The organism is Muriicola sp. Z0-33 (assembly GCF_026126425.1).
Classification (GTDB): Bacteria; Bacteroidota; Bacteroidia; order Flavobacteriales; family Flavobacteriaceae; genus JAFMPW01.
On the sequence record NZ_JAFMPW010000001.1, the window covers coordinates 318,497 to 344,872 of the forward strand.

Annotated in this window: 27 protein-coding genes; 12 read left to right on the plus strand and 15 right to left on the minus strand. The window is 39.7% G+C overall.

What is annotated here, in order from left to right; all coding sequences use genetic code 11:
* Positions 1-68: 68 nt before the first annotated feature.
* Entirely contained in the window at positions 69-554 is a 486-nt protein-coding gene (locus tag J1G40_RS01400; RefSeq protein ID WP_265240481.1) for a CvpA family protein, read from the minus strand.
* An 87-nt stretch (positions 555-641) separates the two neighbouring features.
* Between J1G40_RS01400 and J1G40_RS01405 the strand changes: the two genes are divergently transcribed.
* The 3 genes from J1G40_RS01405 to J1G40_RS01415 are packed head-to-tail and all read left to right on the plus strand — an operon-like array spanning position 642 to position 2,998.
* On the plus strand, positions 642-998 hold the full coding sequence (locus tag J1G40_RS01405) for a hypothetical protein (RefSeq protein WP_265240482.1): 357 nt from the start codon (positions 642-644) through the stop codon (positions 996-998).
* Positions 995-1,303, plus strand: a complete 309-nt coding sequence (locus J1G40_RS01410; RefSeq protein WP_265240483.1) for an antibiotic biosynthesis monooxygenase family protein — start codon at positions 995-997, stop codon at positions 1,301-1,303. Before J1G40_RS01405 ends, J1G40_RS01410 begins: the two co-directional genes overlap by 4 nt.
* A 27-nt stretch (positions 1,304-1,330) precedes the next feature.
* On the plus strand, positions 1,331-2,998 hold the full coding sequence (locus tag J1G40_RS01415; RefSeq protein WP_265240484.1) for a glycerol-3-phosphate dehydrogenase/oxidase: 1,668 nt from the start codon (positions 1,331-1,333) through the stop codon (positions 2,996-2,998).
* 50 nt (positions 2,999-3,048) lie between these two features.
* On the opposite strand, the gene J1G40_RS01420 is transcribed toward J1G40_RS01415, so the two are convergent.
* The 3 genes from J1G40_RS01420 to J1G40_RS01430 all read right to left on the minus strand — a co-directional run bounded on the left by J1G40_RS01420 (position 3,049) and on the right by J1G40_RS01430 (position 6,471).
* Positions 3,049-4,386 (minus strand): Gfo/Idh/MocA family protein, encoded by a 1,338-nt coding sequence (locus J1G40_RS01420; protein WP_265240485.1) that lies wholly within the window; start codon positions 4,384-4,386, stop codon positions 3,049-3,051.
* 11 nt (positions 4,387-4,397) lie between these two features.
* A complete protein-coding gene (locus J1G40_RS01425; protein WP_265240486.1) occupies positions 4,398-5,399 on the minus strand; it encodes a formylglycine-generating enzyme family protein in 1,002 nt (333 codons plus the stop codon).
* Positions 5,400-5,469: 70 nt separating this feature from the next.
* Positions 5,470-6,471, minus strand: a complete 1,002-nt coding sequence (locus tag J1G40_RS01430; protein WP_265240487.1) for an NAD(P)H-dependent glycerol-3-phosphate dehydrogenase — start codon at positions 6,469-6,471, stop codon at positions 5,470-5,472.
* Between the two features lie 225 nt (positions 6,472-6,696).
* Here J1G40_RS01430 and J1G40_RS01435 point away from each other — a divergent pair, with 225 nt between their 5' ends.
* Complete coding sequence (locus J1G40_RS01435; protein ID WP_265240488.1) at positions 6,697-7,620, plus strand: nicotinic acid mononucleotide adenyltransferase; 924 nt, start codon at positions 6,697-6,699, stop codon at positions 7,618-7,620.
* A gap of 100 nt (positions 7,621-7,720) precedes the next feature.
* On the opposite strand, the gene J1G40_RS01440 is transcribed toward J1G40_RS01435, so the two are convergent.
* Positions 7,721-8,584: an AraC family transcriptional regulator gene (locus J1G40_RS01440; RefSeq protein WP_265240489.1), complete on the minus strand. Its 864-nt coding sequence runs from the start codon at positions 8,582-8,584 to the stop codon at positions 7,721-7,723.
* Positions 8,585-8,719: 135 nt separating this feature from the next.
* Between J1G40_RS01440 and J1G40_RS01445 the strand changes: the two genes are divergently transcribed.
* Together J1G40_RS01445 and J1G40_RS01450 are read left to right on the plus strand one after the other, a co-directional pair.
* Positions 8,720-9,694, plus strand: a complete 975-nt coding sequence (locus J1G40_RS01445; protein ID WP_265240490.1) for a phytanoyl-CoA dioxygenase family protein — start codon at positions 8,720-8,722, stop codon at positions 9,692-9,694.
* A gap of 84 nt (positions 9,695-9,778) precedes the next feature.
* On the plus strand, positions 9,779-11,311 hold the full coding sequence (locus tag J1G40_RS01450; protein WP_265240491.1) for a SulP family inorganic anion transporter: 1,533 nt from the start codon (positions 9,779-9,781) through the stop codon (positions 11,309-11,311).
* A 54-nt stretch (positions 11,312-11,365) separates the two neighbouring features.
* On the opposite strand, the gene J1G40_RS01455 is transcribed toward J1G40_RS01450, so the two are convergent.
* From J1G40_RS01455 to J1G40_RS01475, 5 genes are all read right to left on the minus strand, one after another.
* Complete coding sequence (locus tag J1G40_RS01455) at positions 11,366-12,343, minus strand: hypothetical protein (protein ID WP_265240492.1); 978 nt, start codon at positions 12,341-12,343, stop codon at positions 11,366-11,368.
* Between the two features lie 2 nt (positions 12,344-12,345).
* The gene (locus J1G40_RS01460; RefSeq protein WP_265240493.1) at positions 12,346-13,785 is read right to left on the minus strand and encodes an MBOAT family O-acyltransferase; all 1,440 of its coding nucleotides are present in this window, start codon (positions 13,783-13,785) and stop codon (positions 12,346-12,348) included.
* A gap of 138 nt (positions 13,786-13,923) precedes the next feature.
* Positions 13,924-14,409 (minus strand): c-type cytochrome, encoded by a 486-nt coding sequence (locus J1G40_RS01465; RefSeq protein ID WP_265240494.1) that lies wholly within the window; start codon positions 14,407-14,409, stop codon positions 13,924-13,926.
* A 43-nt stretch (positions 14,410-14,452) separates the two neighbouring features.
* Complete coding sequence (locus J1G40_RS01470) at positions 14,453-15,415, minus strand: YheT family hydrolase (protein ID WP_265240495.1); 963 nt, start codon at positions 15,413-15,415, stop codon at positions 14,453-14,455.
* Between the two features lie 76 nt (positions 15,416-15,491).
* A complete protein-coding gene (locus J1G40_RS01475) occupies positions 15,492-16,466 on the minus strand; it encodes an NAD(P)H-dependent flavin oxidoreductase (protein WP_265240496.1) in 975 nt (324 codons plus the stop codon).
* Positions 16,467-16,582: 116 nt separating this feature from the next.
* Here J1G40_RS01475 and J1G40_RS01480 point away from each other — a divergent pair, with 116 nt between their 5' ends.
* Positions 16,583-17,059 (plus strand): acyl-CoA thioesterase, encoded by a 477-nt coding sequence (locus tag J1G40_RS01480; protein WP_265240497.1) that lies wholly within the window; start codon positions 16,583-16,585, stop codon positions 17,057-17,059.
* On the opposite strand, the gene J1G40_RS01485 is transcribed toward J1G40_RS01480, so the two are convergent.
* The 3 genes from J1G40_RS01485 to J1G40_RS01495 are packed head-to-tail and all read right to left on the minus strand — an operon-like array spanning position 17,034 to position 18,637.
* On the minus strand, positions 17,034-17,936 hold the full coding sequence (locus J1G40_RS01485) for a DMT family transporter (RefSeq protein ID WP_265240498.1): 903 nt from the start codon (positions 17,934-17,936) through the stop codon (positions 17,034-17,036). The genes J1G40_RS01480 and J1G40_RS01485 overlap by 26 nt on opposite strands.
* Entirely contained in the window at positions 17,933-18,286 is a 354-nt protein-coding gene (locus J1G40_RS01490) for an arsenate reductase family protein (protein ID WP_265240499.1), read from the minus strand. Before J1G40_RS01490 ends, J1G40_RS01485 begins: the two co-directional genes overlap by 4 nt.
* Before the next feature lie 9 nt (positions 18,287-18,295).
* Positions 18,296-18,637: a hypothetical protein gene (locus J1G40_RS01495; protein ID WP_265240500.1), complete on the minus strand. Its 342-nt coding sequence runs from the start codon at positions 18,635-18,637 to the stop codon at positions 18,296-18,298.
* A gap of 148 nt (positions 18,638-18,785) precedes the next feature.
* Between J1G40_RS01495 and J1G40_RS01500 the strand changes: the two genes are divergently transcribed.
* Complete coding sequence (locus J1G40_RS01500; protein ID WP_265240501.1) at positions 18,786-19,259, plus strand: DinB family protein; 474 nt, start codon at positions 18,786-18,788, stop codon at positions 19,257-19,259.
* On the opposite strand, the gene J1G40_RS01505 is transcribed toward J1G40_RS01500, so the two are convergent.
* Positions 19,256-19,915, minus strand: a complete 660-nt coding sequence (locus J1G40_RS01505) for a DUF3298 and DUF4163 domain-containing protein (RefSeq protein WP_265240502.1) — start codon at positions 19,913-19,915, stop codon at positions 19,256-19,258. The genes J1G40_RS01500 and J1G40_RS01505 overlap by 4 nt on opposite strands.
* A 178-nt stretch (positions 19,916-20,093) precedes the next feature.
* On the opposite strand from J1G40_RS01505, the gene J1G40_RS01510 reads away from it, so the two are divergent.
* The 4 genes from J1G40_RS01510 (at position 20,094) to J1G40_RS01525 (ending at position 25,944) form a co-directional block, all read left to right on the plus strand.
* Positions 20,094-21,248, plus strand: coding sequence for a cystathionine gamma-synthase (locus tag J1G40_RS01510; protein ID WP_265240503.1), 1,155 nt, complete (start codon positions 20,094-20,096; stop codon positions 21,246-21,248).
* A 103-nt stretch (positions 21,249-21,351) separates the two neighbouring features.
* Positions 21,352-22,695: an NADP-specific glutamate dehydrogenase gene (gene gdhA, locus J1G40_RS01515; RefSeq protein WP_265240504.1), complete on the plus strand. Its 1,344-nt coding sequence runs from the start codon at positions 21,352-21,354 to the stop codon at positions 22,693-22,695.
* Positions 22,696-22,811: 116 nt separating this feature from the next.
* Positions 22,812-23,531: a DNA repair protein RecO gene (gene recO, locus J1G40_RS01520; protein ID WP_265240505.1), complete on the plus strand. Its 720-nt coding sequence runs from the start codon at positions 22,812-22,814 to the stop codon at positions 23,529-23,531.
* Positions 23,515-25,944, plus strand: a complete 2,430-nt coding sequence (locus J1G40_RS01525; RefSeq protein WP_265240506.1) for a TonB-dependent receptor plug domain-containing protein — start codon at positions 23,515-23,517, stop codon at positions 25,942-25,944. The genes recO and J1G40_RS01525 overlap by 17 nt, the downstream gene beginning before the upstream one ends.
* A gap of 63 nt (positions 25,945-26,007) precedes the next feature.
* Here the strand turns inward: J1G40_RS01525 and J1G40_RS01530 are convergent, their stop codons facing one another.
* Positions 26,008-26,349 carry a hypothetical protein gene (locus tag J1G40_RS01530; protein ID WP_265240507.1) on the minus strand — a complete coding sequence of 114 codons (342 nt, stop codon included), beginning with the start codon at positions 26,347-26,349 and terminating at the stop codon, positions 26,008-26,010.
* Positions 26,350-26,376 lie beyond the last annotated feature (27 nt).

The following is a 26,376-nucleotide window of genomic DNA, read 5'->3' on the forward strand; positions in this document are numbered from 1 at the left end:
CTGGCCTAGTTTGAGCAAACAGTTCGATCAATGTTCTATTAATCCCTTTGAGGAGCACCAATGACCATTTATTGCTCCTTTAAAACCGTGCTAAAGACAAAAGCTCCAATTTCCTTAATTGGTTCGTAAAGAACACTATTCTCAACAGTTTCTGTATTTACCAGGCCATGAGATGAATTGACACGATCAAAAAATACGAGTAGCGCCCCCAGAATTACGGCAACTTTAAGCATTCCAAATAAACCACCTGTGATTTTATTCAGTAACCCCAACATGGCAAAATCTGCAATTTTAGTCAAGAATTTACCTGCCAGATGAACAATAACTACTATAATCACAAAGGTTAGTATAAAAGCAGTAATGTTTATATAACGTTCATCCCATGATAATTTATCAGAAAGATAGTTTCCGGTGATATATGAAAAATATATTGCGCCAAAAAGTCCAGCCACCAAAGCTATTATTGAGGCTATTTCAACAAAAAGGCCATTTTTCAGTCCCCGGTAAAGGCCATAAATCAATAAAAGGCCTAACACAATATCTAAAAATCCCATATGGATGATTTGTACAAATATAGAACTTTGATTTGTACCTTTGGACTTCGCAGTTTTCCTGCAGGGAATACATAAATGCAACCAGCAATGTCCAGAGACGTAGTGTTAAAAGAAAGGTGGAGCCAATTGGTAGAAAAATTATCTGCACAATTTGCTGATGGAGATACCCTGGAACTGGATGCAATAATTTATTTGGTTGGAGTGCAGGAACTTGGACAGTATCACAGAACTTACAAAAAAGACGAAAAGGTAAATCTTATGCATATTGCCATTTGCAGGTTATTGGAACCCTATGGTTACTATGAGTTCGAATTTTTTGACGAGGATGGCTGGCCGCATTACAAAGTAAAAGAAGCCTTACCTCCTCTAAAGGCCGGGGAACAAACGGTGCTTATGAAAGATGCTATAGTAACCTATTTTTTAGAAAAACACATTATTAAATGAACCCGGCAAAGCCATATTACGCTGTTATCTTTACCAATACCAGGACTGAAGTTGATGAGGGGTACTTAAACATGGCAAGACAAATGGAGGAATTGGCCAAATTACAACCGGGTTATATGGGTTTCGAATCGGCCAGAGAAACCATAGGAATTTCTGTTAGTTATTGGGAAAGCCTTAAGGCCATTGCAGATTGGAAGGCGAATACTGAACATATTATTGCACAACAAACCGGTATAAAAAAGTGGTATAGCTGGTATAAGGTAAGGATTTGCCTTGTAGAGCGGGAATACGATTTTAGCACCTGAACAATATTAATCTTTGGACCAAATTTTATGAATAAAAATATTTCATTCTCAAACCTGCAAAGAGCTGAAGTTGTTGAAGAGTTGTCCAATGAAGATTTTGATCTGGTGGTGATTGGGGGAGGTATTACCGGCGCTGGGATTGCCCTGGACGCGTCTTCCAGAGGATTAAAAGTGGCCTTGCTGGAGAAGCAGGATTTTGCATCTGGCACCAGTAGTAAATCTACCAAACTTATTCATGGAGGATTGCGCTATCTTAAGCAGTTCGACTTCTGGTTGGTGAAGGAAGTGGGATCGGAGCGCGCTATTGTTCATAAGTTGGCTCCACATCTGGTTCTTCCCGAAAAGATGCTTTTGCCTTTAATTGAAGGTGGGTCTTATGGCAAATGGTTAACTTCTATTGGCCTTAAGGTTTATGATATATTGGCACAGGTAGAGGGGAAAGACAAGCGCAAGATGCTCGAAAAAAAGGAAGCTTTAAAACTAGAACCGCTGCTTCCAAAGAAAATACTTAAAGGGGCGGGTTATTATGCAGAGTATAGAACGGATGACGCCAGGCTAACCCTTGAAAATATTAAAACCAGTCTAAATTATGGTACAAAGGCTTTAAACTATGCTGAAGTAACAGATTTCATTTATAAAAATAATCAGGTGGCGGGGGTTAAAGTAAAAGACACCATAACAGACAAAGAATTCCTGGTGAATTCCAAGTATGTAATTAGCGCAGCCGGACCATGGGTAGACGAACTCAGAAGTATTAATAATTCTAAAAAAGGCAAAAGACTACACCTGACAAAAGGTGTTCACCTGGTTTTTCCTCATAGCAAACTGCCCATCAATCAATCAGTGTATTTTGATGTTCCGGATGGCAGGATGATGTTTGCCATACCAAGGGGGAAAATTACTTATGTTGGGACTACAGATACAAACTTTAATAATGACAAGGACAATGTTGGGATAGATCTTGCAGACGCTCTGTACCTCATTTCTGCCGTAAATAATATGTTTCCGAATATTGAACTGGAAATGGAAGATATTCAATCTTCCTGGGCCGGTTTAAGGCCATTGATACATGAAGAGGGTAAATCGGCCTCAGAATTATCCCGGAAAGATGAGATTTTTACATCAGATACCGGGCTAATAAGTATGGCCGGAGGTAAACTTACCGGCTACCGAAAGATGGCGGAAAGGGTTGTAAACAGGGTAGCTAAACGGATAGAAGATGAAACCGGGAAGGAATTGCCAGAATCGAAAACTGCTAAAATTCCATTATGTGGCAGCGGTTTTAAGAAGTATAAGGAGGTTAAGAAGTATATCGCCGAAATTTATAATCAGATCAGCGAAAAAGGCTTTTCTGAGTACGATGCCTGGTTTTTAGTCACTAATTACGGCAAGCAGACTGCAACCATACTGGAGATTTATGATACGCTAAAGGAAGAAAATAATGCTGTACGTCTGGTAAAGGCAGAATTGCATTTTGGAATCAATTTTGAAATGGTTCAGAATCCAATGGACTTCTTTATTAGAAGGACAGGGCGGCTCTATTTTGACATCGAAAGTGTTCGCACGATGATAGACCCTGTTTTAGACGAGTTCCGAGCAATATTTAAAACTGACGAAGATCAAATCCAGAATTGGAGAACTATCCTGGAAAGTGAGATCGACATACATTCCAATTTTACCTTAGACAGAATTTGAAATAAAGTATTTAAGCCCCGCGAAGTAAACCTCGCGGGGAAAGGTATAATCTAAGCTTCCAATTCCAAAACTTTTGTGACTCCGGGAACCGGGACCGGATAGTTGCCATTTTCATCCGGAAGAACCGGAGGGTTGGCATCCCAGCTATATTGATTGGGCATAATACTTCTTCCTTTGTTCAGTGCATCTTCAAAAGTAATTAGCTGCCCAGAATAGGTGGCCATTCTACCAAGTATTGCTGTCATTGTCGTTTTGGCGGCGTGTTCCGCGTCGCTAATTACATTTCCGGCACGGATGGATGCAAACAGCTCATCGTGCTCCGTTTGATACGGATTGGGATCATCTTCACCTTTATGTGTATAAATGTTCGTCCCATCATATCCCGTAATTACACCTTTATTTTGAGAATCTGTATAGATCTTACCTTTGGTTCCCTGAAAACTTTCAGATACATTGGTAATACAACCTTTTTGATGCCTGCACTGGCTAGAAATTACTGCCCCGGACGGATAAGTGAATTCCACAAAGTGATGATCAAATATCTGGCCGTGCTCTTTTCCTTTTCGAACCTCTCTTCCGCCCATTCCCTGGGCATGCAAAGGGAATTCGCCTATAAACCAATTGGCTACATCAATATTGTGTATATGTTGTTCAACTATATGGTCTCCGCATAACCAGTTAAAATAGTACCAATTGCGCATCTGATATTCCATTTCGGTTTGCCCTTCTTTACGGTCGCGCACCCATACACCACCGCTGTTCCAATAAACCTGCCCGGAAACAATCTGACCCATTTTCCCGTCTCGGATATGATCCAGACAAGCCAAATAGTTCTTCTGATAATGCCTTTGAAGCCCAACAACTACATTGAGTTTTTTCTGTTTGGCGATCTCAGCTGCCGCCAGCACCTTTCGGATACCATGGGCGTCAGTAGCAACTGGCTTTTCCATAAAAATATGCTTGTTCTTATTCACCGCATATTCAAAATGTATTGGGCGGAAGCCAGGAGTCGTTGTCAGGATTACGACGTCTGCCAGGTCTATGGCATTTTTATATGCATCAAAACCAACAAATTTGTTTTCTTCTTTGACCTGCAGCCTGTCGGTTTCACCGAATTTTTTAGACAAGATGTTATAACAGCTATCTAATCTATCTTTAAAGGCATCAGCCATTGCAACCAGTTTTACATTTTCACTGGTACTCAGTGCCTGAACGGCAGCACCGGTTCCCCTGCCGCCACATCCTACAACGGCAATCTTTAAGGCATCATCTCCTAAAACATGTGCCGAAGCGGCTACATCCAGAGGAACCGTTAGCATTCCACCGGCCACGATGGCGGTGTTCTTACAAAACTTTCTTCTGGACACCTTGTTTTCTTTTTTTTTCATCTTTTGAAGTTTTAATAATCGTCTATGGCTTCTAACCAATATTTGTCTATGTCCTCCTTTGAGGGAGTAATCCTGGGCCGTATAATCCGAAAACCCACATGTGATGCGTTTGTAAACCACCAGCGACTTTTTGGGATCTGAGGGTCTATCCTTTTCCAGGCGGCTTTGGATCCAATTCTGGATGCTGCACCTAGTTCGCTGGCATCGTCTCGCCATGAACCGCCACGGACCACCCTTGGATACAATTCAGTAGGTCTTACCCATGGGTTCAGGGATTGCTCTTTATTCCTGTTAGCATATGTGAGTTCTGTATATTGGTCCATAGTTAATTCTGCAACATTGCCGTGCATGTCAAATAATCCAAATGCATTGGGCTTTTTGGTGCCCACCTTTTGATATTTATTGTCGCTATTTGCCTTATACCAGGCATATTCTCCCAATTGAGTACTGTCTTTTCCAAAAGAATAGAATGCTTTACCCCCCGCCCTGCATGCATATTCCCACTCTGCTTCGGTGGGCAGGCGATAGAATTTCCCGGTTTTAGCAGTTAGCCATTTGCAAAAGGTGAGCGCCGCATGTTCTGTTATATTCACTACAGGGTATCCCTTTCTCCCCATACCGTGGCTCATATCTACATATGGCGCAGTGGCAGCTGCTACGGCATCAATGGAGATATCTACTTCCTTGGACATCTCCGGATTAATGGCGTCATCAATTTGTCTTTCGGCAAAGAGTTGATACTGATCCCATGTTATTTCATAGGCACTCATCCAAAAATCGCCTACCTGTACTTTGTGGGCAGGTTGTTCACTTGCCTTCCCATTGTCGTTACCCATAATAAATGAGCCTCCGGTAATTGGCTGCATCAGGATAGTTTGATCACTTCCGTATATCTGCTCCTTGTAGACTTCGAAGCCCTTTATAACCTTGAAGTTGGTATTGGTTTCAAATGCAGACAAAAGAAATACTGCAACGTATAAAAGCAATAGTGAAATACTTCTTTTTGGGAGCATATAGGATCTGTTTGTTTGTCCAACTTTCTAAAGTATTCAATTAGAAGGAAATAAAAAAATATGTGCAGTATTAGTCCAGTTGTTCTGTCAATTTTTTGAAAGTCGATTTTGCATTCTCTTTATTATACAGAATATCATAAACCGCATCAATTATTGGGGTTCTTGCCTTCTTTTTGAATTTGGATTTTAACTTATAGGCACTTTGAGTTGCATAATAACCTTCAGCAATCATATTCATTTCCATCATTGCACTTTTAACCGTATACCCCTTTCCTATCATATTTCCAAACATCCGATTGCGACTAAATACAGAATAGGCGGTTACCAGCAAATCTCCCAAATAAGCAGAGTCATTTATATTCCTGTCTATTTTGTAAATTTTCTTGGTATATCGTTTCATTTCCCTAATGGCATTGCTCATCAGGACACTTTGAAAATTATCTCCATAACCGAGGCCGTGAGCAATTCCTGCAGCAATTGCATAAATATTTTTGAGCATTGCAGCGTATTCTGTCCCAATGATATCCTGAGATACATTTGTCCTTATGTATCGGCTAGAGAGGGCATTTGCGACTTGCTCTGCCTTGTTTAAATCCTTGCAGGCAATTGTTAAATAGGACAAGCGCTCCAGGGCTACTTCCTCCGCATGGCAAGGCCCTGTTAATACGCCAATATTTTTATAAGGGATATCATATTTTTCATGAAAATACTCTCCTACGATTAAGCCAGATTCCGGGACAATACCCTTTATAGCAGAAAATATGATTTTGTCCTTAATAGCAACCTGTAACTTATCTAATTCACTTTTTAAAAATGCAGAAGGGATGGCAAATATTAGAATGTCGGCCGTTTCAACAGCTTTATTAATATCATCTGTAAGGTCTAACTGGTCCAGGTTAAACTCTACAGAACTCAGATATTTAGGGTTATGACTGTTTTTATGGAGGTATTCGACTGCTCTGGAATTTCGCATGTACCATGTAATCGTCTCCAGGTTTTCGGAAAGCATTTTTACAATAGCTGTTGCCCAACTACCGCCTCCCAATACCGCAAACTTTGGTGCTGTGTTCATTTCTACCGACATCATTATGAGAAGTGCTAAATATAGGTCAAATTTTAGTCTCCGTTGGTCTTATAAACAAGGTCTTTTGCGGGGGATAAAGTACCGGGTCGACATTGTGTTTGCTGTTTGGTCGAGGCGTTTACTTTTAGAAGGTATTCAAATCCTTGAAAAACAAGGATTTATTAAGCTTGGCACGATGCTTGTTTTATGCAAATAAATCAAAAGACCAAGGTTATGAAGACATTAAAATTATTTTCCGGATTTTTATTATTAGGACTGCTTTCCAGTTCCTGTTATACAGAAGTGCTTATTGAAGATGACTATATTGAAACATCTTCTTTTAATACCGATCAGGTATTGCAATCTTATGACCTTTGGTATGTCGATATTAATGCAAGCCGCGGAAATGGAGAGGTTCCTTTTTTACAAACTGCCTTTACTATAAGCTTTGACCGCGGACTATTACTTGCAAATAATAACCTTGTAGGAGTAGGAAAAACAGGAGGAGGACTGGGGATAGAAGTTGGCGTGTATGATCCGTTAAGGGCGGCTGTAGAAATAGACCATGATATAGATGGAAGATGGTTATTTGAGATATTTGTTCTGAATAATGCTACACTAGAGCTTTATAATGCTCCTACCGACACCTCATATGTTATCAGAGGGTATCAGCGAAGCAATTTCGACTACGATATACTTTTTTACAACAACATTAATTACTTCCTTCAGGAGTATGAAGCCTGGGAAAAAGTGTATACAAGTGAGGCTGGAGCAATAAATGACTTTGATGATGAAAACTACCTGCAATTCTTGACCGGAACTAACGGAGATTATTTCAGATCCTCGGTTGATGCCCCCGGAACAGCCTTGAATAGCCTTCAATGGGATTTTGAAGGAGACTATCAGGTATATGATGTAGTTAACGATGAAACGCTCAAAACTTTAACACTCGATTATGACTTTCTGGACAATGATTACTTTGAATTATACGTTATTAATGACAGTTCGATAGAATTGTATCACCCTGATAGTGAAACAGTGTATGAGTTTAGAGGAAGGGGATATATCGAATTTTTGAAAAACGGAACAAATGCGGTTACCAAGAAGAGGAAAAAGACAAAACTTCCTGTGATGAACGTAGTTCGCAAAAGAAAGTAAAAGATACTTCGGTCGACTTAGAAGTATAGTATAAGATTTTTTTGGTTGGTTATTTAGTTAGAAATCGCCCTGGGTTAATTGCTTAGGGCGATTTTTTATATTAATCCGCTCTTACATGTCCCGGAGAAATCCGCTTTTTAAACTCGGATGGATTCTCTGCCGCGATCTTCTTAAAAGTTCTGTTAAAGTAAGATAAGCTCTCGAACCCGCATTCATAACAGGTTTCACTGATGTTTTTTCCGTGCATCAATAGCCTTTTGGCCTGGCTTATACGATATTGATTAAGAAAGCTGATAAATGTTTTTCCGGTGGCTTTTTTGAAATATCTGCAAAAAGCAGCTTTGTCCATATTACATAATGAGGCAGCCTTTTCTACGGTTATTTTTTGCTGATAATTTTCGTCTACGAAGGCGTAAATCTCTTTAAGGCGCCGTTGTTGTTTTTTACTGTATTTATTTATTTGGGGCAGGGTGTGCAGTAATTCATATTCCTTGCTGACCGATAATATTTCAAAGATATGGAGCACCTCCAGGAATTGTTCAAATGGTCGAAGCTGGTGTAATGTCTTTAGACGTTTGCCAACTTCCCGTTTGGTATTACCATTAAAGGCAATGCCGTATTGTGATTTTTCAAAAAGTTGAAGTATTTCAGATAGTTCTGGAATTTGATTTATAAAAGTGTCTTTAAAATCCGTGCTCAGATGCAGTACCTCTTTATTATAATCTGTCTGAATACCATAGTCAAAATTTAAATGGGGGATATTAGAACCTATAAGCACAAGGTCGCTTCCTTCAAATGCTGAGATATGATCTCCCACATGCCGCGTTCCATTGGCTCCTTCAATATAGACCAATTCATATTCCGGGTGAAAATGCCAGTAGAACAAATCATTTAATCGGGGATTGTGAAGAAGTCTGAATGAACTTTTGTCGTCAGGGCGAAAGGTTTCGAGCTGGATCTTCATAAATAATTTAACTAAATTATCATTAAAGTTTATAAAAATAGTTTAAAATATCAATATAGTACAAATAATGATCAATATCAAGGTGGATATTGCAGACATACATTTCTAGTTTTACCTTGTATTAATAATAGTATTATGGAGAAAACAGAAAGTAAATTAGAAATGGCCAACAAGGCCCATGAAGAAATTCCCGGGAACCCGTCAACTGCAACGAGCAGTAAACAGAAATTAAACGACAGGTCTGATGGGAGCCCATTGCGGGTATTAAGTGAAGAGGACTGGAAGTTTTGGATGCACAACGGATATATTGTCATAAAAAATGCCATTCCCAGAGAGCAGGCCAAATTAACAGCTGATTTTCTTTGGGAGTTTGAAGAAAAAGATCCAAATAAACCCGAAACATGGTACGCCCCTCCCAGAGCGGAGATGAAAATGAAAGAACTGACAGGTACTGGGATGGTTGAAGTGTACAATCACCAATTGCTTTGGGAAAACAGGCAAATGCCAAGAGTGTATGATGCTTTTGTTGATGTTTGGGGAACAGAAAGATTATGGGTCACCATAGACAGGGCAAATCTTAATTTTCCCAATATACCTGGTTTTGAGCAAAAGGGATTTATACATTGGGATTATGATCCGGAAACCAGACCACAGAATGTTCAGGGAGTATTAGCACTTGCGGATCAAAATGATGAAAATATGGGCGGATTTCAATGTATCCCCTGGCTTTATAGAAATTATGACAGCTGGAAACTTTCACAACCCGAAGATCGTGACAGATTTCAACCAGACATTTCCGGATTGGAAGATAAAATTGTAAAGGTTAAAATGGAGGCCGGGGACCTGCTTATATTTAATAGTACGGAACCTCATGGAATCAGACCTAATCTGTCTGCTGATAAGGTGCGGATAGCGCAATATATTTCCATGATGCCGGCAGAAGAAGAGAATGAAGAATTAAGAAAATGGCGTATTAATTCATGGAAGAACAGAGTGGCACCTGAAGGATATGCTTTTCCCGGGGATCCCAGAAATTGGGAACAAACAAAATACGATACTGCACAATTATCCGATCTGGGAGAGCGGTTACTGGGATTAAAGACCTGGTAAATTATCAAATCAACAATTCGTAGCAGAAATTAGCGCTCGAGCCATAATAAGTTCCTATTTTTGCGGCCTTAAATGCATTAGGGATTGAAAAAGTATTTAAATCTGTTCGATTTTTCTCAGGAAGTTAACTATAAGACCGAAGTGCTGTCAGGGATAACTGTGGCTCTTGCCCTGGTTCCCGAAGCAATAGCATTTGCCTTAATAGCAGGATTATCACCTTTAACCGGCCTCTATGCTGCATTTGTAATGGGCCTGGTTACCTCTATTTTGGGGGGTAGACCGGGGATGATTTCCGGAGCAACCGGAGCGGTTGCGGTAGTAATAGTGACGCTGGCACAACAATACGGGGTAGAATATGTATTTGCAACAGTTGTACTGGCAGGGCTACTGCAAATGGCTGCGGGATTTTTACGCCTGGGAAAATTGATGCGTTTAGTGCCTCACCCCGTTATATTTGGATTTGTAAATGGCCTGGCCATTATCATATTTCTTTCTCAATTAGATCAGTTTAAGACTCTTGACGGGGATTGGCTTTCAGGAAATGCCTTATATATTTTTATGGGATTGGTACTTCTTACCATGCTCGTGATCTGGGGACTGCCAAAACTCAGTAAAGTAGTGCCCTCTTCCCTGGTGGCCATATTATTGGTTTTTGGAATCGTTATGGCACTTAATATTGATACACGGTCTATTGGAGATATTGCTTCAATTAAAGGCGGGTTTCCTCCATTTCATATCCCTGAAATTCCTTTGACACTAGAGACTTTACAAATAATTTTCCCTTTTGCAGCGATAGTTGCCGGGGTTGGGTTAATAGAAAGTCTTTTGACACTTAATATAGTTGATGAGATTACTGAGACACGGGGAAGGGGCAATAAGGAAGCTGTTGCTCAGGGAACAGCAAATATATTGTCTGGGTTCTTCTCCGGGATGGGAGGATGCGCCATGATAGGTCAGAGTTTAATCAATACTTCAAATGGCGCCAGGGCAAGGCTTTCTGGAATTGTTGCAGCGGTTATGTTACTGGTATTTATAATGTTTGGCGCAAATCTAATAGAGAAGGTCCCTATGGCCGCACTCACCGGACTTATGATTATGGTGGCGCTGGGGACTTTTGAATGGGCGAGTTTAAGAACATTTAGAAGAATGCCAAAGTCAGACGTATTGGTCATGATATTGGTTACTTTGGTTACCGTGTTTCTTCATAATCTTGCTCTGGCGGTATTGGTAGGAGTTATAATTTCTGCCCTGGTTTTTGCCTGGGACAATGCCAAAAGAATTCGTGCAAGAAAACACATTGATCAGGATGGTGTAAAACATTATGAGATCTATGGGCCGCTATTTTTTGGTTCTGTGACCATGTTCAATGAAAAATTTGATGTCCTGAATGATCCTGACGAAGTAGTCATAGATTTTAGAGAAAGCCGGGTGGTGGATATGTCGGCTATTGAAGCATTAAATAAAATTACTGAACGCTATCAGAAAGCCGGTAAAAAAGTACACCTTAAACATCTGAGCCGCGATTGTAAGCGACTACTAAAAAATGCCGATGATATTATCGAGGTAAATGTTTTAGAGGACCCAACCTATAAAGTTGTGGCGGATAGAGTACAGTGATAAAGGATAATTATTTATGCTGTAAGAGCAATTATAATTAATGGGTGTTTAAGATCATTTCTTCTTTGGTTGCTTGATAGCTTCTTTGTTCAATATTCCTAAATCTACCAAATCCCGAAATAGGATTTCACTAAATACTATCTTGCCTTTTTTACTTAAGTGATCAGAATTCTTAAAATTATCCGGATCTGAACTAAATATAGAATCATTACTATAGTCGATGTATGCGGTCTTGGATGCGGTACTAATCTTATTGATATGCCTGTAGTAATTTTCTTTTAGCCAGGCCTTATCGTAGCTTTCATTGTACGCCTGGTAATAAGGAGTGGTAATCAATACAGGCCTGAATCCATTTTTTTGAGCATCCGAGATGAGATCGGATAAATAGGCCAAATTTCTTGAGGGCTCACCATAGCCAAATATTTTTTTATGGTGCTTCGAAGCACTTTTTGCAGATTTCTCAAGAGCAGCTATCTGTTGCTCAATTGTAGGCTGTACTTTCTTTTTTTTAGGTTTCTTCTTCTTCTTCTTCTTCTTCTTCTGCTGCTGCTGCTGCAGCTGCTTTAATAGGTCCGGTAACTGGACTTTCTTTTGGATCCTGTTAATTCTAAGACTCAAATCTTTTTTTATCGAGTATCCCAATATGGAAGTCGGAGGTAAATATTCATAGAATTCATTTACAAAAGGATTAACCGTGCCCCTGTCAACCCTGTTTTCTTCAAGGCCAAATGAAAAATAGGAAATGGGTAAAATAATTATTGCACTGTCCGATAAATGCTTCCTGAGGTACTTATAGTTTTGCAGATCATAGAATATTGTATTGCCTGCTCTGTTGAAAGCACCCCCTTTAAGTTTCAGCGATCCAAATTTGTAACCTCCGCCATGGGAATTACCAAGAGTTATTATGTCTAGCTCATTATTGATTTTTTCAAATCTCATGGCGCCCGGACTCTTTTCCCCCTTATCCAACAAATGTATAGCTACTATCAGCAAGAAAACCAGAGCTACTATTTCAAATAAGAACTTTCTCATTTTTAAAATTGAAAATAAATAAATTCCTGTTCCGTATTCGACATAAAAAGGAGAATGACGATGACTATTACAAAAAGAATTGAAAAATGGGCTATACGCGATTTTACATTCTGAAGACCTTCCAAAGCATAAAGCTGTCTTCTGCCGACCCATTCAACAATTAATAATATTAATACAAGGGCCATTACATCCAAAGGTAAAATTTCCGGCAACGAAAAAACTGATGCCGTAAACATATTAGTCAGGTAACTGATGGCATGCTCTATATTTTCAGCTCTGAAAAATACCCAGGCCAGTACTGTAAGGCCAAAAGTTAAAAACATGTTGAATCCTTCTCTAAAAGTAGGCAGGCTTTTGGTAGCGGCTATAACTTCTAAATGCACCCTGTTTTTATTTCTCAATAATAGTGGCAGGAAGTAGAGTGCATTTAGCGCACCCCAAATGATGAAGGTCCAATTGGCACCATGCCAAAAGCCACTTACAACAAAAATGATAAAGGTATTTCTAACCTTCATTAGCTTGCTACCCCGGCTTCCGCCTAAAGGGATATAAAGGTAATCCCTGAACCAAGTTGACAAAGAAATGTGCCATCGCCTCCAAAACTCTGCGATATCTCTCGAAAAATATGGAAAGGCAAAATTTTGTTTCAGGTTAAAGCCGAATAATCTGGAGGTGCCTATTGCAATATCTGAATATCCCGAAAAATCACCATAGATCTGAAATGTAAAAAACACTGCCCCCATTAGCAATGTACTTCCATTATAGTCTGCCGAATTATTAAAAATTTCGTTGGCGTAAGTAGCACAGTTGTCAGCGATCACCATTTTCTTAAATAACCCCCAAATGATCTGCCTTAAACCATCTGTGGCCTTAGAATAATCAAATGTTCGCCTTTTATAAAACTGGGGCAGCAAATTAGAAGCCCTTTCAATGGGGCCGGCTACTAATTGGGGAAAGAAACTGACAAATGCTGCAAAGGCGATTATATCCTTGGTTGGGTTAAGTTTTTGTCGGTAAACATCAATGGTATAACTAAGGGTTTGGAAAGTATAGAAACTTATCCCTACCGGTAATATTATTTGAAGTGCCGTGCCGCTGATTTCATATCCAAAAAAGGAAAAAGCGGATACAAAATTGTCAAGAAAGAAATTATAATATTTAAAGAACCCAAGAAACCCTAGATTTACTACAATGCTAATCCAAAGAAGAATTTTTCTCTTTACCTTGACTTCTTCTTTTTTTAATGCCAAGCCAACGGTATAATCTACCAAGGTGCTGAACACTATAAGCGAGAGAAATCGCCAATCCCACCAGCCATAGAAAAAATAGCTAGCCAGGACTATTAGTAAATTTTGAAGTTTAAGGTGCTTATTTGTTACAAACCAATAGAGGAAAAATACTATTGGCAAAAAAACGGCGAAGTCAATGGAGTTAAATAGCATAGATTGCTTTCAAAGACTCAGATTAATGCCGTTTTTATGATCAATAGGAATTTCTATACCCTTGTTGTCCCAAGGAGTTTGTTTTTCTTTGCTGAAACCAGACCAAAACAGGAGGCCTTTTTACTACCCACAATTGGGTTATAATGTTCTTAAATATTCAGCAACCGCCCTGGCGTCTTCCTGACTTAAATTTTGATTGAGCATTATGGCATTGTTATATTCTTTTAACAAGGCCTTTGCAATAGGGTCTTCCTTTAGCATTACATCCGGGTTCAGGATCATGTTCATTACCCATTCCGGGCTTCTTCTTTCGTATACCCCTTTCATCGCAGGCCCAATCATGCGCTGTTCCGGCATATGACATGCCGTACATATGGTTTTAAAAGTCTGTTCCCCTTTAGCGGCCATCTCCGTATCTATATCATCCGCAAACTCCACAGAAGTTATTGGCCCAACTCCTTTGTTGTTGAGGTCTACCGGGACGCCCTCAGAAGTTTCTGCTGGTTTTTCTTCCTTTTTTTTGCGGCTCATTTCAAAGCCTTCTTTTTTCTCCTCTTTTTTTTCTTTACCTCCGCATCCTACTACAAAGGCTCCTAATACAAATAAGACAAGTAATTTTTTCATCTGGTTTAATTTTTGGAATTACTAAGATAAGCAATAGATTAACTTATAAAACCTCATCTATAAATTTTAGTGCTCTTTTCTCATTATAGTAGAAATTATTGTTGATATGAAAACCTACATGTCCTCCGTATTTCGGAGTTTCCAGAAATATCTTAGCATGTTTCTCTGACTCGGTATGCGGGTAGCAGGCCGGCCCAAGGAATGAATCGTTTTTGGCATTGATAATCAGTGTAGGAATACCAATATTAGGTAAGAACTGCAGACTGCTGCATTTTTTGTAGTATTCCATGGCGTCTCTAAATCCATGGGCCTTACTGGTGTATATATCATCAAAATCCTTCAGCGTCTTTACTTTGCTAATATCTTCATCGGTAATTAGTTTGGGATATAATTTTTGTTTTGCCTTGAGCTTGGCTATCAAATGGTTTTTAAAGCGTTTGGCATATAAATAGTTCTTAGGTTTTAGTAATTCTATCAAAGAGCTGTGTAAACTACAGGGAACAGACACTGCTATCACTGCCTTAACTTCCTGAGGGAGTTCGTTTAATTCGCCAATATATTTTAAGGCCATGTTTCCGCCCAGGCTAAAACCCTTGATGTAAATTTCCCTGTATTTTTGCTGTTTAGTTATATGCGTAATCAGCTCGGCCAGATCTTCGGTTGCACCAGAATGGTAAGATCTATACAAACGGTTGGTTTCCCCACTGCAGCCTCTGAAATTTACGGCACATACGTCATATCCATTTGCAATAAATACTTTGGCGCTACCTGTTATGTAAGGCCGCTGGCCATTTCCTTCTAATCCGTGAAGTAATATTAGCAATTTACTCGTTGCAGAGGTGGTGTAAGACCAGTCGAGATCTATAAAATCACCATCCTCCAATTCCACACGTTCGCGCACTTGCTCAAGTCCATTTACCCTTCTGATTAGACCAGAATAAACTGTAGAAATATGCCCGTTTCTAAAAATAAGAGGAGGACTATAATCAGATTTAACCAGAGGCATTAGTTCTATGTATTATCCGTGAATTGAGTTTGTCTGTGTGCTTTTTATAAATGCCAGGATATGCTTAACTCATTATTTATTTGGGAAACGTATCCAATATTTTGGCCTGCTCCTTTATGGCTTCAACGAACTCCTTTTTTAAATTATCGACTAATTCAGCCACTGAAGGTACATTCTCTATTGTGGTAACTCCTTGCCCTGCAGACCAGATAGTTTTCCAGGCCTTTGCCTCCGTGTCTAATTCTTTGCCAAAATCTATCTTGGTGTCTTTTTTTAGATCTTCCTGGGTTAATCCTGCAGCAGCCAAACTTGCGCCCAGGAAGTTGGCATGTACTCCGGAAATGGCAGCAGTATAAACTATATCACTGGCTCCAGAATCCACTATCATGTTCCGATATTCTTCGGGAGCACGGCTTTCGGTGGTATTGATAAACCGGGTACCCATATAGGCGAGATCGGCCCCCATTTGCATGGCGGAGGCAATATCTCTGCCAGTACTGATACAACCCGATAAAATTATATTTTTATTAAAGAACTTTTTAACTTCCGCCACCAGGCTCATCGGATTAATTGTTCCTGCATGTCCTCCAGCCCCCGCGGCCACCAATATGAGTCCGTCTACTCCTGCCTGAGCTGCTTTTTCCGCATGTCTTTTCTTGATTACATCGTGAAAAACAAGTCCGCCATAACTGTGGATGGCATCAACAACCTGAGATACGGCTCCCAAAGAAGTTATGATAAGTGGAACCTTATGCTTGATACATAATTTTAGATCCGCTTCTAACCTGGGATTGGTTTGATGAACAATTAAGTTCACTCCAAAAGGAGCGGCTTTTTTACCTGTAGATGCTTCGAAAGCCTCTAACTCTGACTTAATATGGATCAGCCATTCTTCAAAACCTTCGCTTGTTCGCTGGTTCAAGGCCGGGAAAGTACCAACTATCCCTTGTTTACAACATTCAATGACCAGATTGGGCCCGGAAATCAAAAACATTGGTGCTGCAATTGCAGGAAGGGATAAATCTTTGATAAAGGGTGCTTTTGTATCCATGGTTTTATTTTTCGGATTAAAAATAGGGAATAATTTATAGCGTTTATTGCACTGGTTTTCCAAAACTATAGTAATTTTAGAAATATTATGCATGCATAACAAAATATTTTTACAGAATGTACATTAAAGAATTTGAAATTAGATGGAGTGATGTAGATGCTAATCGGCATTTGGCCAATAGTGCATATATCAATTTTATGGCTCATACCCGAATGTCTTTTTTATGGGAATTAGGTTTAGACCAGAAAATACTGCATAACAACCAGATAGGGCCTGTAGTCTTTTATGAGCATATGTATTATTTTAAGGAAGTTTTTCCCGGAAGGCCGATAAGGGTTTCATTAGAGGTGGCCGGCTTGAGTAAGGATGGGATGTTCTTCGAATTCAGACATAACTTTTATGACAGCAAAGGTAAGAACGTCGCTTATTGTGAAATGATGGGTGCCTGGATGAGTCTGTCCACAAGAAAACTTATTTCGCTACCTGATGCCCTTCTTAGCCTGTGGGATAAAATTGAAAAACCAGATTATTTCAAGGTCTTAACAAAAGAAGATACCAGAAAGTATGCTAAGATGCCCGCAGACCTGGCTTAGGTCTTCTACTGGCCAGATACACCCCAAGTAAAACTAAGGAGGCAGATACAATTTTTATCCCGGTAAGGGTGTCTTTTCCCATAGCAACGGCAAAGAGGATTCCAAGAAGAGGCTGTACATAGACGAAGGCGCTCAGTGTTGAAGCTTTAAGTTGGGTTAGCGCATAAATATTGAAGAGATAGGTCAAAAAGGTGGTGCCAACTACTACAAACAGAATTTTCCAGGCGGCCTGGAAAGGCATTGTACCCCATTGAATTTCTATGAGTTCATCATATCCGAAAGGCAAGCAGATTAAGATGCCTAGGGTAAAAAGCCATTTCATAAAAGTAAAGGGGTGGTATTTCTGAATAAGGGTTTTCGCAACAATCAAATACGATCCATAGAAAATGGCATTCAGAATTATCAGGGCATTCCCCATTGGAATATTAGGGGCGTCCTGGCGGATTTCTGCTCCGAGGAGCAAAAGTCCGAGTGCTCCCAAAAGGCCAATAAAAATACCGAAGATTTTACTTTTAGAAATTCTTTCTTTGATTAGGATTGCCGATAAAATCAATACGATAATCGGTGTGAGAGTAATAAGCACTGCACTATTTATAGGAGTAGACAAGTCGAGCCCTTTGAAAAATGCCAGCATATTAAAGCCCATCCCCAGCACGGCGCAAAGTAACATCCTCAGATAATCTTTTTTTGCTATCCTCTCTTTTGGACCAAATACTGAAATACCCCAAAAAAGAACAGTGGCTCCAATTACCCTAAGCATTATAAAGCCATAAGGTTTAACCACCTCAGGCATCACACCTTTTGCAATTGTATGATTAAGACCATAGATGATCGTTGCTCCTATTGCTGCCAAGAGGGCTAATGTTCTTTTGCTCAAGAGAGAATGGCTTCTTTAGCGGCACCTACCACTTTTTTACTGTTTCCTATAAAGATGGTACCATCGTTTAAAATTACGGGCCTTTTCAGGAAGGTGTAATGTTCCAAAATCAGGGCTTTGTAATCTTCTTCATTAAGTGCTTTCTCATTGAGTTTTCTGGCTTTATAAAGCATGGCACGCCTGCTAAAGAGGGCTTCATAGCTGCCGGCAAGATCTTTCATTTCATCCAATTGGGGAGCGGTAATCTGTTGGTGCTTTATATCCTGAAGCTCAAAGTTGGCTAATGGATCCAGTTCTTTTAGGATGCGCTGACAAGTTGTACAGCTGCTAAGGTGATAAATTTTCTTCATGCTTTTCTATTAAATTTCTATATATTCTGACTTGCCACTATGGCCAGGTGTTTTTAACCATTCCCAATGCAAAAGCAATTTCATTTTGTTGTCCTCCGTAAAAGTTATATCTGCCGTTGCCTTTCCGGATTTTAATTCATTGTTCATAGTAAGGCATTGGTAAACCATATATAATTGATGCCCTTCTAATCTGGCAATAATATTACCTGTTCTAATGGCTCCTCCTTGATAATTGGCAGTTACTACATCTTCCTTTTGAGCATACTCAAAGACCGTCTTGCTATCGGCCTCTCCATTTTTGGAATTTTCAAGCAGCTTAAATTTTTTGTTGGTGAAATTTATTTTAGTCATACCATCGGCGTTCATGGGAAATGCAAAGCTATGGTATATTAAAGAAAATCCCTATTTCCTGCTTCTTGCCATAGTGTATAGAAAGACAAGGTGTATATTTACTGAAAAGACTTGCACCAACGGTTAACCCAACTAATACCATCTAGTTTTGAAAAATTTGCTACAAACATTACTACAGAATCGTAAGATACTATATCGCATTCTTAAACATACGCCCAAAGAGGAATTGTTGAGAATACCTGAAGGTTTTCGCAACAATGTCTATTGGAATATTGGCCATATAATAGTTACACAGCAGTTATTGATTTATGGTCGTAGCAATTTGCAAATGATTGTCCCGTCAGATTTTGTTGAAAAGTTCAGAAAAGGAAGTGTTCCAAATGGCCTGGCATCAGAAGAGGAAATAGATGAATTATCCGGGCATTTATTCACGACTATAGAACGCACTGTTGCTGATTTTGAAGCGGAGGTATTTAATAGTTACGATGGGTTTACCACCGCTACCAATTTCGAAATAAAGAATGTTGATGATGCCTTGGTTTTTAATTTGTTCCATGAAGCAATGCATCTGGGGATTATTTTATCACTCCAAAAAGTAAATGCTAACAACTTAAAGTCTTAAGATCTAATATCTCTGGCCAGATATTTCCTGACTTCCCGATAGGGTAAAATGAGTTCTATTGGGCCATCTGCATAGGAGGCCACTTCATATTGATTGTACAGTAATTTTATTCCTTTCTTGGTGAAGCCAATATTTTCTGGCAGGTAGAAAGAATCCATCTCGAACATATACCCGGTACTGTTAATTGAGGTATTTGGGGGTATCTTTTCTTGTTTTCGAAATTTATTTTCCGCATATCGTTCAAAATCTTCTTTGTCATTGAAAAGCTCCCAATCCTCTATTTCACTTCCCTTACTTTTGTTAAAGTTCAGAAAGCGTATTGCACCGTATCCATGGGCTCCTCCAGTATATAGATAGGTGTCTAATTTTATGCTGATCATCTTTCTGTCTTCATAACTGATTTCTGCCTTAATCCTGGCTTCCCAGGCCGTCAGTTCATCAGGATGCATCTGTTGAACTTCCTTGTATCCTGCAATAAAGGAATCAATAGCGTCTTCCAGATCGACAATTATTTCCTGCTGGTCATCAAAAGTAAGTTCAGCGATAATCTCTTCCTGGATACTTGAATTTATCGCTTCGCTGATTCTATCATTCTCAGTGGCTTTTGGAATCGTAATACTTACCATGGGGCAATGTTCACATGTATTTCTCTCCAATTTGATGGTTTGGAGCGTAAGGTTATTATGCTGATTGCAACCAAAGAGGATTAATATAAGTATCAATGAGCTGAAGTTTGAACGCATGAAGAATTATTCAGATTTAAGCACAAACTTAAGATTTGTTCATTGTATTCTCTAAAAGATAACGATACATTTGTGCATATAATTATGACTTATGAGCGAAAAAGATTTGCGATTTAACAGTAAAACCATTCACGGAGGGCAGCAACCAGATAAAGCTTACGGTGCAGTAATGCCACCTATCTATCAAACCTCTACATACGCCCAAACCACTCCGGGAGGACATCAGGGATTTGAATATTCCCGTTCGGGGAATCCTACAAGAACGGCATTGGAGAATTCTTTGGCGAGTATTGAAAGTGGCTCATATGGTCTGGCATTCGCCAGTGGCCTGGCTGCTATGGACGCCGTAATAAAACTATTGGAGCCAGGAGATGAAGTAGTATCCACTAACGATTTATACGGTGGCAGTTACCGGTTATTTAAACAGGTATTTGAGAAATACGGAATAAAATTTCATTTTATCGGGATGCAGGATCTGTCTTTCATTGAGTCGCATATCAATGAGAAAACGGCACTAATTTGGGTTGAAACGCCTACTAACCCAATGATGAATGTTATAGACCTGAAAGGAGTTGCGCATTTGGCAAAAAAACATCAGGTGCTGTTAGCAGTGGACAATACTTTTGCAACACCATATCTTCAAAGGCCCTTAGAATTTGGTGCGGACATAGTAATGCATTCGGCCACCAAATATCTGGGAGGTCATAGCGATGTTGTAGTCGGTGCTTTAGTAGTAAAGGACAAAGACCTGGCAGACAAACTATATTTTATCCAGAATGCAAGCGGTGCTGTCTGCGGGCCAATGGATAGTTTTTTGGTGCTTCGCGGAATAAAAACCCTGCATCTGAGAATGCAGCGACATTGCGAGAATGGCAAAGCAATAGCAGCCTATCTTAGCAATCACCCAAAAATAGAGAAGGTATATTGGCCAGGGCTCGAAGATCACCCTAATCACCAAATTGCAAAAGATCAAATGAAAGATTTTGGAGGAATGATTTCGTTTGTTCCAAAAGGAAGCAGTTTTACTGATGCGGTAAAAATTGTAGAAAACCTGAAACTTTTTACACTGGCAGAATCTTTGGGAGGTGTTGAGAGTTTGGCCGGACATCCGGCGAGTATGACACATGCAAGTATCCCAAAAGAGGAGCGGGAAAAGAGTGGTGTTGTAGATGCCCTTATAAGACTGAGCGTTGGTATAGAAGATGTTGAAGATTTAATCGCTGACCTGGATCAGGCGATTTCATGACCAAAATGTCAAATTTTCAAAAAAATAGCGTTTAAATTATATTAAAACCATAATTTTGCGCTTAAATTTCTAAATCAATAAAATCAATAGCTAATTAATTTATATGGAGGCAAAGATTAACGCATTTATGGAGGAGGTCAAAACCAGAAATGGTCATGAACCGGAATTCATACAGGCAGTTCAGGAAGTCGCTGAGACCGTCATACCTTATATCGCACGAAAAAAAATATACAGCGGTAAGAACATTCTCCTGAGGATGGTTGAACCAGAAAGGTTGATTTCTTTTAGGGTGTCATGGGTTGATGATACCGGTGAAATTCATGTTAACAGAGGGTATAGAATTCAGATGAATTCTGCAATTGGGCCATATAAAGGCGGCTTGAGATTTCACCCTTCCGTAAATGCCAGCATTTTAAAGTTTCTTGCATTTGAACAGGTGTTCAAAAACAGCCTCACTACATTGCCAATGGGTGGTGGAAAAGGGGGGTCAGATTTTGATCCCAAAGGGAAGTCGGACGATGAGGTTATGCGTTTCTGCCATGCTTTTATGACAGAATTAAGTAGACATATAGGTCCAAATACCGATGTTCCTGCCGGAGATATTGGTGTTGGTGCCAGGGAGATTGGTTTTCTATTTGGAATGTATAAAAAGATAAGGAACCAATTTACAGGAGTTCTCACTGGGAAAGGGCTTTCCTGGGGAGGGTCCAAAATTAGGCCGGAAGCCACAGGTTATGGGACGGTTTATTTTGCTCAGAGTATGTTAAAGACTAAAGGAGAAACCTTTGAAGGGAAACAGGTTGTTATTTCCGGTTCCGGAAATGTTGCACAGTATGCGGCAGAGAAAGTACTAGATCTTGGTGGCAAGGTGGTGACACTTTCAGATTCATCAGGATATATTCTTGATGAAGAAGGGATCGATGCCAGGAAATTGAAGTTTGTGATGGATCTTAAAAACAATAAACGCGGAAGAATTTCGGAATATAGCAAGAAATACAAATCTGCGAAATTCTTTAAAGGCAAGACACCCTGGGAGGTAAAGTGCGACATCGCATTACCTTGTGCCACCCAGAATGAACTAGACGGTAAGAGTGCAAAGACTCTTGTAAAGAACAAATGTATTTGTGTTGCCGAGGGGGCCAACATGCCTTCTACTCCTGAGGCAATTAACGAATTCCACAAGGCCAGAATACTATTTGCCCCAGGTAAGGCTTCCAATGCCGGCGGGGTGGCTACCTCTGGTTTGGAAATGTCTCAGAACTCATTGAGAATAAGCTGGACAAGAGAAGAAGTGGACGAAAGATTAAAAGGAATTATGGAGGATATACATGATTCCTGTATAGAATATGGCGTAGAAAAAGATGGTTATTGCAACTATGTAAAAGGAGCCAATATCGCTGGTTTTGTTAAGGTGGCAGACGCTATGCTGGCTCAGGGAGTCATTTAAAATTCAGGATGCGGAGTATTGGTGACAATTTAAATACTGCTGATACTCCGTATTGCTAACTTCAGTACTTGTACCTTAAAAATCGGCTATCTTTGCATCATATCTAACCACCGCAGATGCAAGAGACTACAAAAGCAATTGTGCTTTCTTCTATTAAGTATGGGGATACCAGCTTAATTGTGAAAGCCTTTACCGCTTCATCCGGAATTAAAACCTATTTACTAAGGGGGGTTTTGGCATCTAAAAGAGGAAAACTGAAATCTGCCTATTTTCAGCCGTTGATGCAATTAGAGATTATTGCCAACCACAGAAATAAGGGCAATTTGGAAAGTATAAAGGAAGCCAGGGTAAATTTTCCTTACCAAACAATGCACAGGGATATTTCCAAAAACGCCCTGACTTTATTCCTTGCAGAAATGTTAGGAAATAGTATTCATGAAGAAGAACAGAACTATCCCCTATTTTATTTTTTGGAAGCCGCGTTGCAATGGTTAGATACGCATGATAATATTGCAAATTTTCATTTGTTCTTTTTGTTGGAACTGACTAAATATCTTGGGTTTTATCCGGAGTCTGAGAATGACAACGCTATGTATTTTGATCTGCAGGAAGGAGAATTTACAAATCGGCCAACATTGAATCCACATTTATCAGAAAGCAAATTAATCAGCTTCAAAGCCTTCTTGGGCATAAATTTTGATGCAATTCATACTGTTAAACTGGGGAAGAAAGATCGGCAAGAATTGTTGCAAAGCCTTGTTATGTATTTTGAATTACATTTGCACGGATTTAAAAAACCCAGATCACTTGCCATTTTAAATGACGTTTTCAATTAATATGCACAGGATAGGGGTACTGCTAGCTTTTTTTACTTTTCAGCTTGTTTCGTCGCAGGAGATTCAATTATTGGACCTTGAGACAAAGGAACCCATTGTAAATGTAGTACTGTACAATACCGACCGTTCAAAGACGGTACTATCCGATTTTGATGGAAAATGCGACCTTGGTTTGTTCGACAGGAATGAGCGTATTTTCTTTAAGCATTTAAGCTATCAAACTAAGAAGGCTACAAAAGCTCAGATTTTGCGTAAAAGTACAAGGGTATATATGACCTTAAGTCCTGAGCAACTTGATGAAGTGGTGATGTCTATTTCCAAATGGGAACAACAGAAGAAAGATATTCCACAAAAGATAGTTTCATTAAATGCGAAGGAAATTGCCTTTACTACCTCTCAGACATCGGCAGATCTTTTGCAGAATAGCGGAAAAGTTTTTGTACAAAAAAGCCAGTTAGGTGGTGGAAGTCCAATGATCCGTGGTTTTGCAACAAATAGATTGGTGCTTTCTGTTGACGGTGTTCGTATGAACAATGCCATTTTTAGAGGCGGAAATATTCAAAATATCATCTCCATTGATCCGTTTACCATCAAAAATACTGAAGTGATATTTGGACCGGGTTCTGTGATCTATGGAAGTGATGCGATTGGGGGAGTTATGAATTTCTTTACCCGGGAAGCCATGTTTTCAGAGCATGATAGTCTGTTGTTTACAGGAATGGCAAACTCCCGCTTTGCTACTGTCAATAACGAAGGTACAGCTCACTTCAATTTTAACTTGGGCCGAAAGAAATGGTCATTTCTAACCAGCGCTACTTTTAGTTCCTTTGATGATCTTAACATGGGAACTCGCGGTCCGGCGGCCTATCTTAGAAATGAATATGTAGTCAGGAATAATGGGACAGACATGCTTATGGCCAATAATCGCCCAAGACGGCAAAAAAGTACAGGCTATAATCAATTGAATCTGATGCAAAAAATTAGCCACAAGCCCAATAGTAACTGGAAGTACGATTTGGGATTGTACTATTCCGAGACCTCCGATTTTTCAAGATATGACCGTCTTATCAGACCGGCCGATGACGGAGAGGGCCTCAGGTCTGCAGAATGGTTCTACGGCCCTCAGAAATGGTTTATGGGCAACTTTCAGCTGTATAAAAAGGGAAGAGGAAAATTCTATGATGGGTTAAAGATCACCACGGCCTATCAACATTTCGAAGAAAGCAGAAATGAACGGGATTTTAATGATCCGCTCCGGTTTACCACTAAGGAAAATGTAGATGCGATATCGACAAACATTGATTTCGAAAACAAGAAGATTGGAGATCTTAGGCTTTATTATGGAACAGAATACATATTCAACAAAGTAGGATCCGATGGGAGTCAAGAGAATATAGAGACCAATAGTTTTGACAATGCCGCTTCAAGATATCCGGATGGAGCCACCTGGCAAACCTTTGCCGGGTATGTAAATGCCGAGTATAAGGCAAAACCTAATTTCACTTTTCTTTCCGGTCTTCGATACAGTCATGTTTGGATAAATGCTGATTTTGACACCACATTCTACCCCTTTCCCTTTAATTCGGCTAAATTAAATAATGGGGCATTAACCGGAAGCCTTGGTTTTAGCTGGTTTCCCAAAGCAGATCTGCAGATAACTCTTAATGGCTCTACTGGTTTCAGAGCTCCCAATATTGATGACATAGGCAAAGTGTTTGATTCGGAACCAGGAGCAGTAGTGGTCCCAAACCCGGTTTTGGAGCCAGAGTACGCTTACAACGCAGAAATGAGGGTGCAAAAGAACATCAAAGACAAAATTGTGCTTAATGGAGCTGTGTACTACACCTATTTGGTAGATGCGCTGGTACGGCGAGATTATTTGTTTAACGGGGAAAGTCAGATAATGTACAACGGGCAACTGAGTAATGTGCAAGCCATACAGAATGCCGCCAAAGCCTTTGTTTATGGATTTGAGTTTGGAGCAGAGGCCTTTTTGTCGGAACAGATCTCATTGCGTTCAAATATAACGCTGACAGAGGGTATAGAAGAGGATAGTGATGGGACAGAATCTGCTGCAAGACACGTAGCCCCAACCTTTGGCGATTTTCATTTTATATGGAATAATCAGAAAATAAAGACCGATATTTTTGTCAACTTCAACGGGGAAATTTCATTCGATGATTTAGCGATAACCGAGCGAAACAAGGATTATATTTACGCCCGGGATACTAGGGGAAGGCCGTATTCTCCTTCTTGGTATACCTTAAATTTCCGTTCGCAATACCAGCTCAGTAGAAAACTCTCTGGACAATTAAACATCGAAAACATTACTAACCAAAGGTACAGGCCTTATTCTTCGGGGATAGCCGCTGCCGGGACCAATTTTATACTGGCGTTAGAGTATTCATTCTAAACATAAAAAAACCCTGATAGTTTAATCAGGGTTTTCATCTGGTCAGGACTCTTGTTTTATATACTAAGCGTCGTCTGTAGCCTCTTCTACTTCTTCTTTTAAATCTTCTGCAGCTTCTTTTACTGCATCTCCAACGTCTTTTGTAGCATCTTTAACGTCTTCTGTCGCTTTCCTAATATCATCGGCTGCCTCATTTGCTGCTTTCTCTACGTCTTTGGCCGCCTCCTCTACATCTTTAATGGCATCATTGGTGGCATTTTTAACCTCATCTCCGATTCCTTCAAGTTCTTCGCTCACTTCCTCTAATGCCTCTTCGGTCTTGGCAGCATCGTCTTTACATCCTTCGCAGGATACAAATGATACGCTCAAAACCATTAAGATAGTTCCTAAAATTGCTTTTTTCATGGTAGTAATGTTTAGTGTTTAATTATA

Bases quoted from the DNA above. Each gene is read 5' to 3' on its own strand.
- J1G40_RS01445 (WP_265240490.1), top strand. From the start codon at position 8,720: ATGGAGAAAACAGAAAGTAAATTAGAAATGGCCAACAAGGCCCATGAA.
- J1G40_RS01420 (WP_265240485.1), bottom strand. From the start codon at position 4,386: ATGAAAAAAAAAGAAAACAAGGTGTCCAGAAGAAAGTTTTGTAAGAAC.
- J1G40_RS01490 (WP_265240499.1), bottom strand. From the start codon at position 18,286: ATGAAGAAAATTTATCACCTTAGCAGCTGTACAACTTGTCAGCGCATC.
- J1G40_RS01470 (WP_265240495.1), bottom strand. From the start codon at position 15,415: ATGCCTCTGGTTAAATCTGATTATAGTCCTCCTCTTATTTTTAGAAAC.
- J1G40_RS01480 (WP_265240497.1), top strand. From the start codon at position 16,583: ATGTACATTAAAGAATTTGAAATTAGATGGAGTGATGTAGATGCTAAT.
- recO (WP_265240505.1), top strand. From the start codon at position 22,812: ATGCAAGAGACTACAAAAGCAATTGTGCTTTCTTCTATTAAGTATGGG.
- J1G40_RS01410 (WP_265240483.1), top strand. From the start codon at position 995: ATGAACCCGGCAAAGCCATATTACGCTGTTATCTTTACCAATACCAGG.
- J1G40_RS01495 (WP_265240500.1), bottom strand. From the start codon at position 18,637: ATGACTAAAATAAATTTCACCAACAAAAAATTTAAGCTGCTTGAAAAT.
- J1G40_RS01415 (WP_265240484.1), top strand. From the start codon at position 1,331: ATGAATAAAAATATTTCATTCTCAAACCTGCAAAGAGCTGAAGTTGTT.
- J1G40_RS01425 (WP_265240486.1), bottom strand. From the start codon at position 5,399: ATGCTCCCAAAAAGAAGTATTTCACTATTGCTTTTATACGTTGCAGTA.
- J1G40_RS01460 (WP_265240493.1), bottom strand. From the start codon at position 13,785: ATGCTATTTAACTCCATTGACTTCGCCGTTTTTTTGCCAATAGTATTT.
- J1G40_RS01525 (WP_265240506.1), top strand. From the start codon at position 23,515: ATGACGTTTTCAATTAATATGCACAGGATAGGGGTACTGCTAGCTTTT.
- J1G40_RS01530 (WP_265240507.1), bottom strand. From the start codon at position 26,349: ATGAAAAAAGCAATTTTAGGAACTATCTTAATGGTTTTGAGCGTATCA.
- J1G40_RS01435 (WP_265240488.1), top strand. From the start codon at position 6,697: ATGAAGACATTAAAATTATTTTCCGGATTTTTATTATTAGGACTGCTT.
- J1G40_RS01440 (WP_265240489.1), bottom strand. From the start codon at position 8,584: ATGAAGATCCAGCTCGAAACCTTTCGCCCTGACGACAAAAGTTCATTC.
- gdhA (WP_265240504.1), top strand. From the start codon at position 21,352: ATGGAGGCAAAGATTAACGCATTTATGGAGGAGGTCAAAACCAGAAAT.
- J1G40_RS01510 (WP_265240503.1), top strand. From the start codon at position 20,094: ATGAGCGAAAAAGATTTGCGATTTAACAGTAAAACCATTCACGGAGGG.
- J1G40_RS01455 (WP_265240492.1), bottom strand. From the start codon at position 12,343: ATGAGAAAGTTCTTATTTGAAATAGTAGCTCTGGTTTTCTTGCTGATA.
- J1G40_RS01465 (WP_265240494.1), bottom strand. From the start codon at position 14,409: ATGAAAAAATTACTTGTCTTATTTGTATTAGGAGCCTTTGTAGTAGGA.
- J1G40_RS01400 (WP_265240481.1), bottom strand. From the start codon at position 554: ATGGGATTTTTAGATATTGTGTTAGGCCTTTTATTGATTTATGGCCTT.
- J1G40_RS01475 (WP_265240496.1), bottom strand. From the start codon at position 16,466: ATGGATACAAAAGCACCCTTTATCAAAGATTTATCCCTTCCTGCAATT.
- J1G40_RS01430 (WP_265240487.1), bottom strand. From the start codon at position 6,471: ATGAACACAGCACCAAAGTTTGCGGTATTGGGAGGCGGTAGTTGGGCA.
- J1G40_RS01405 (WP_265240482.1), top strand. From the start codon at position 642: ATGTCCAGAGACGTAGTGTTAAAAGAAAGGTGGAGCCAATTGGTAGAA.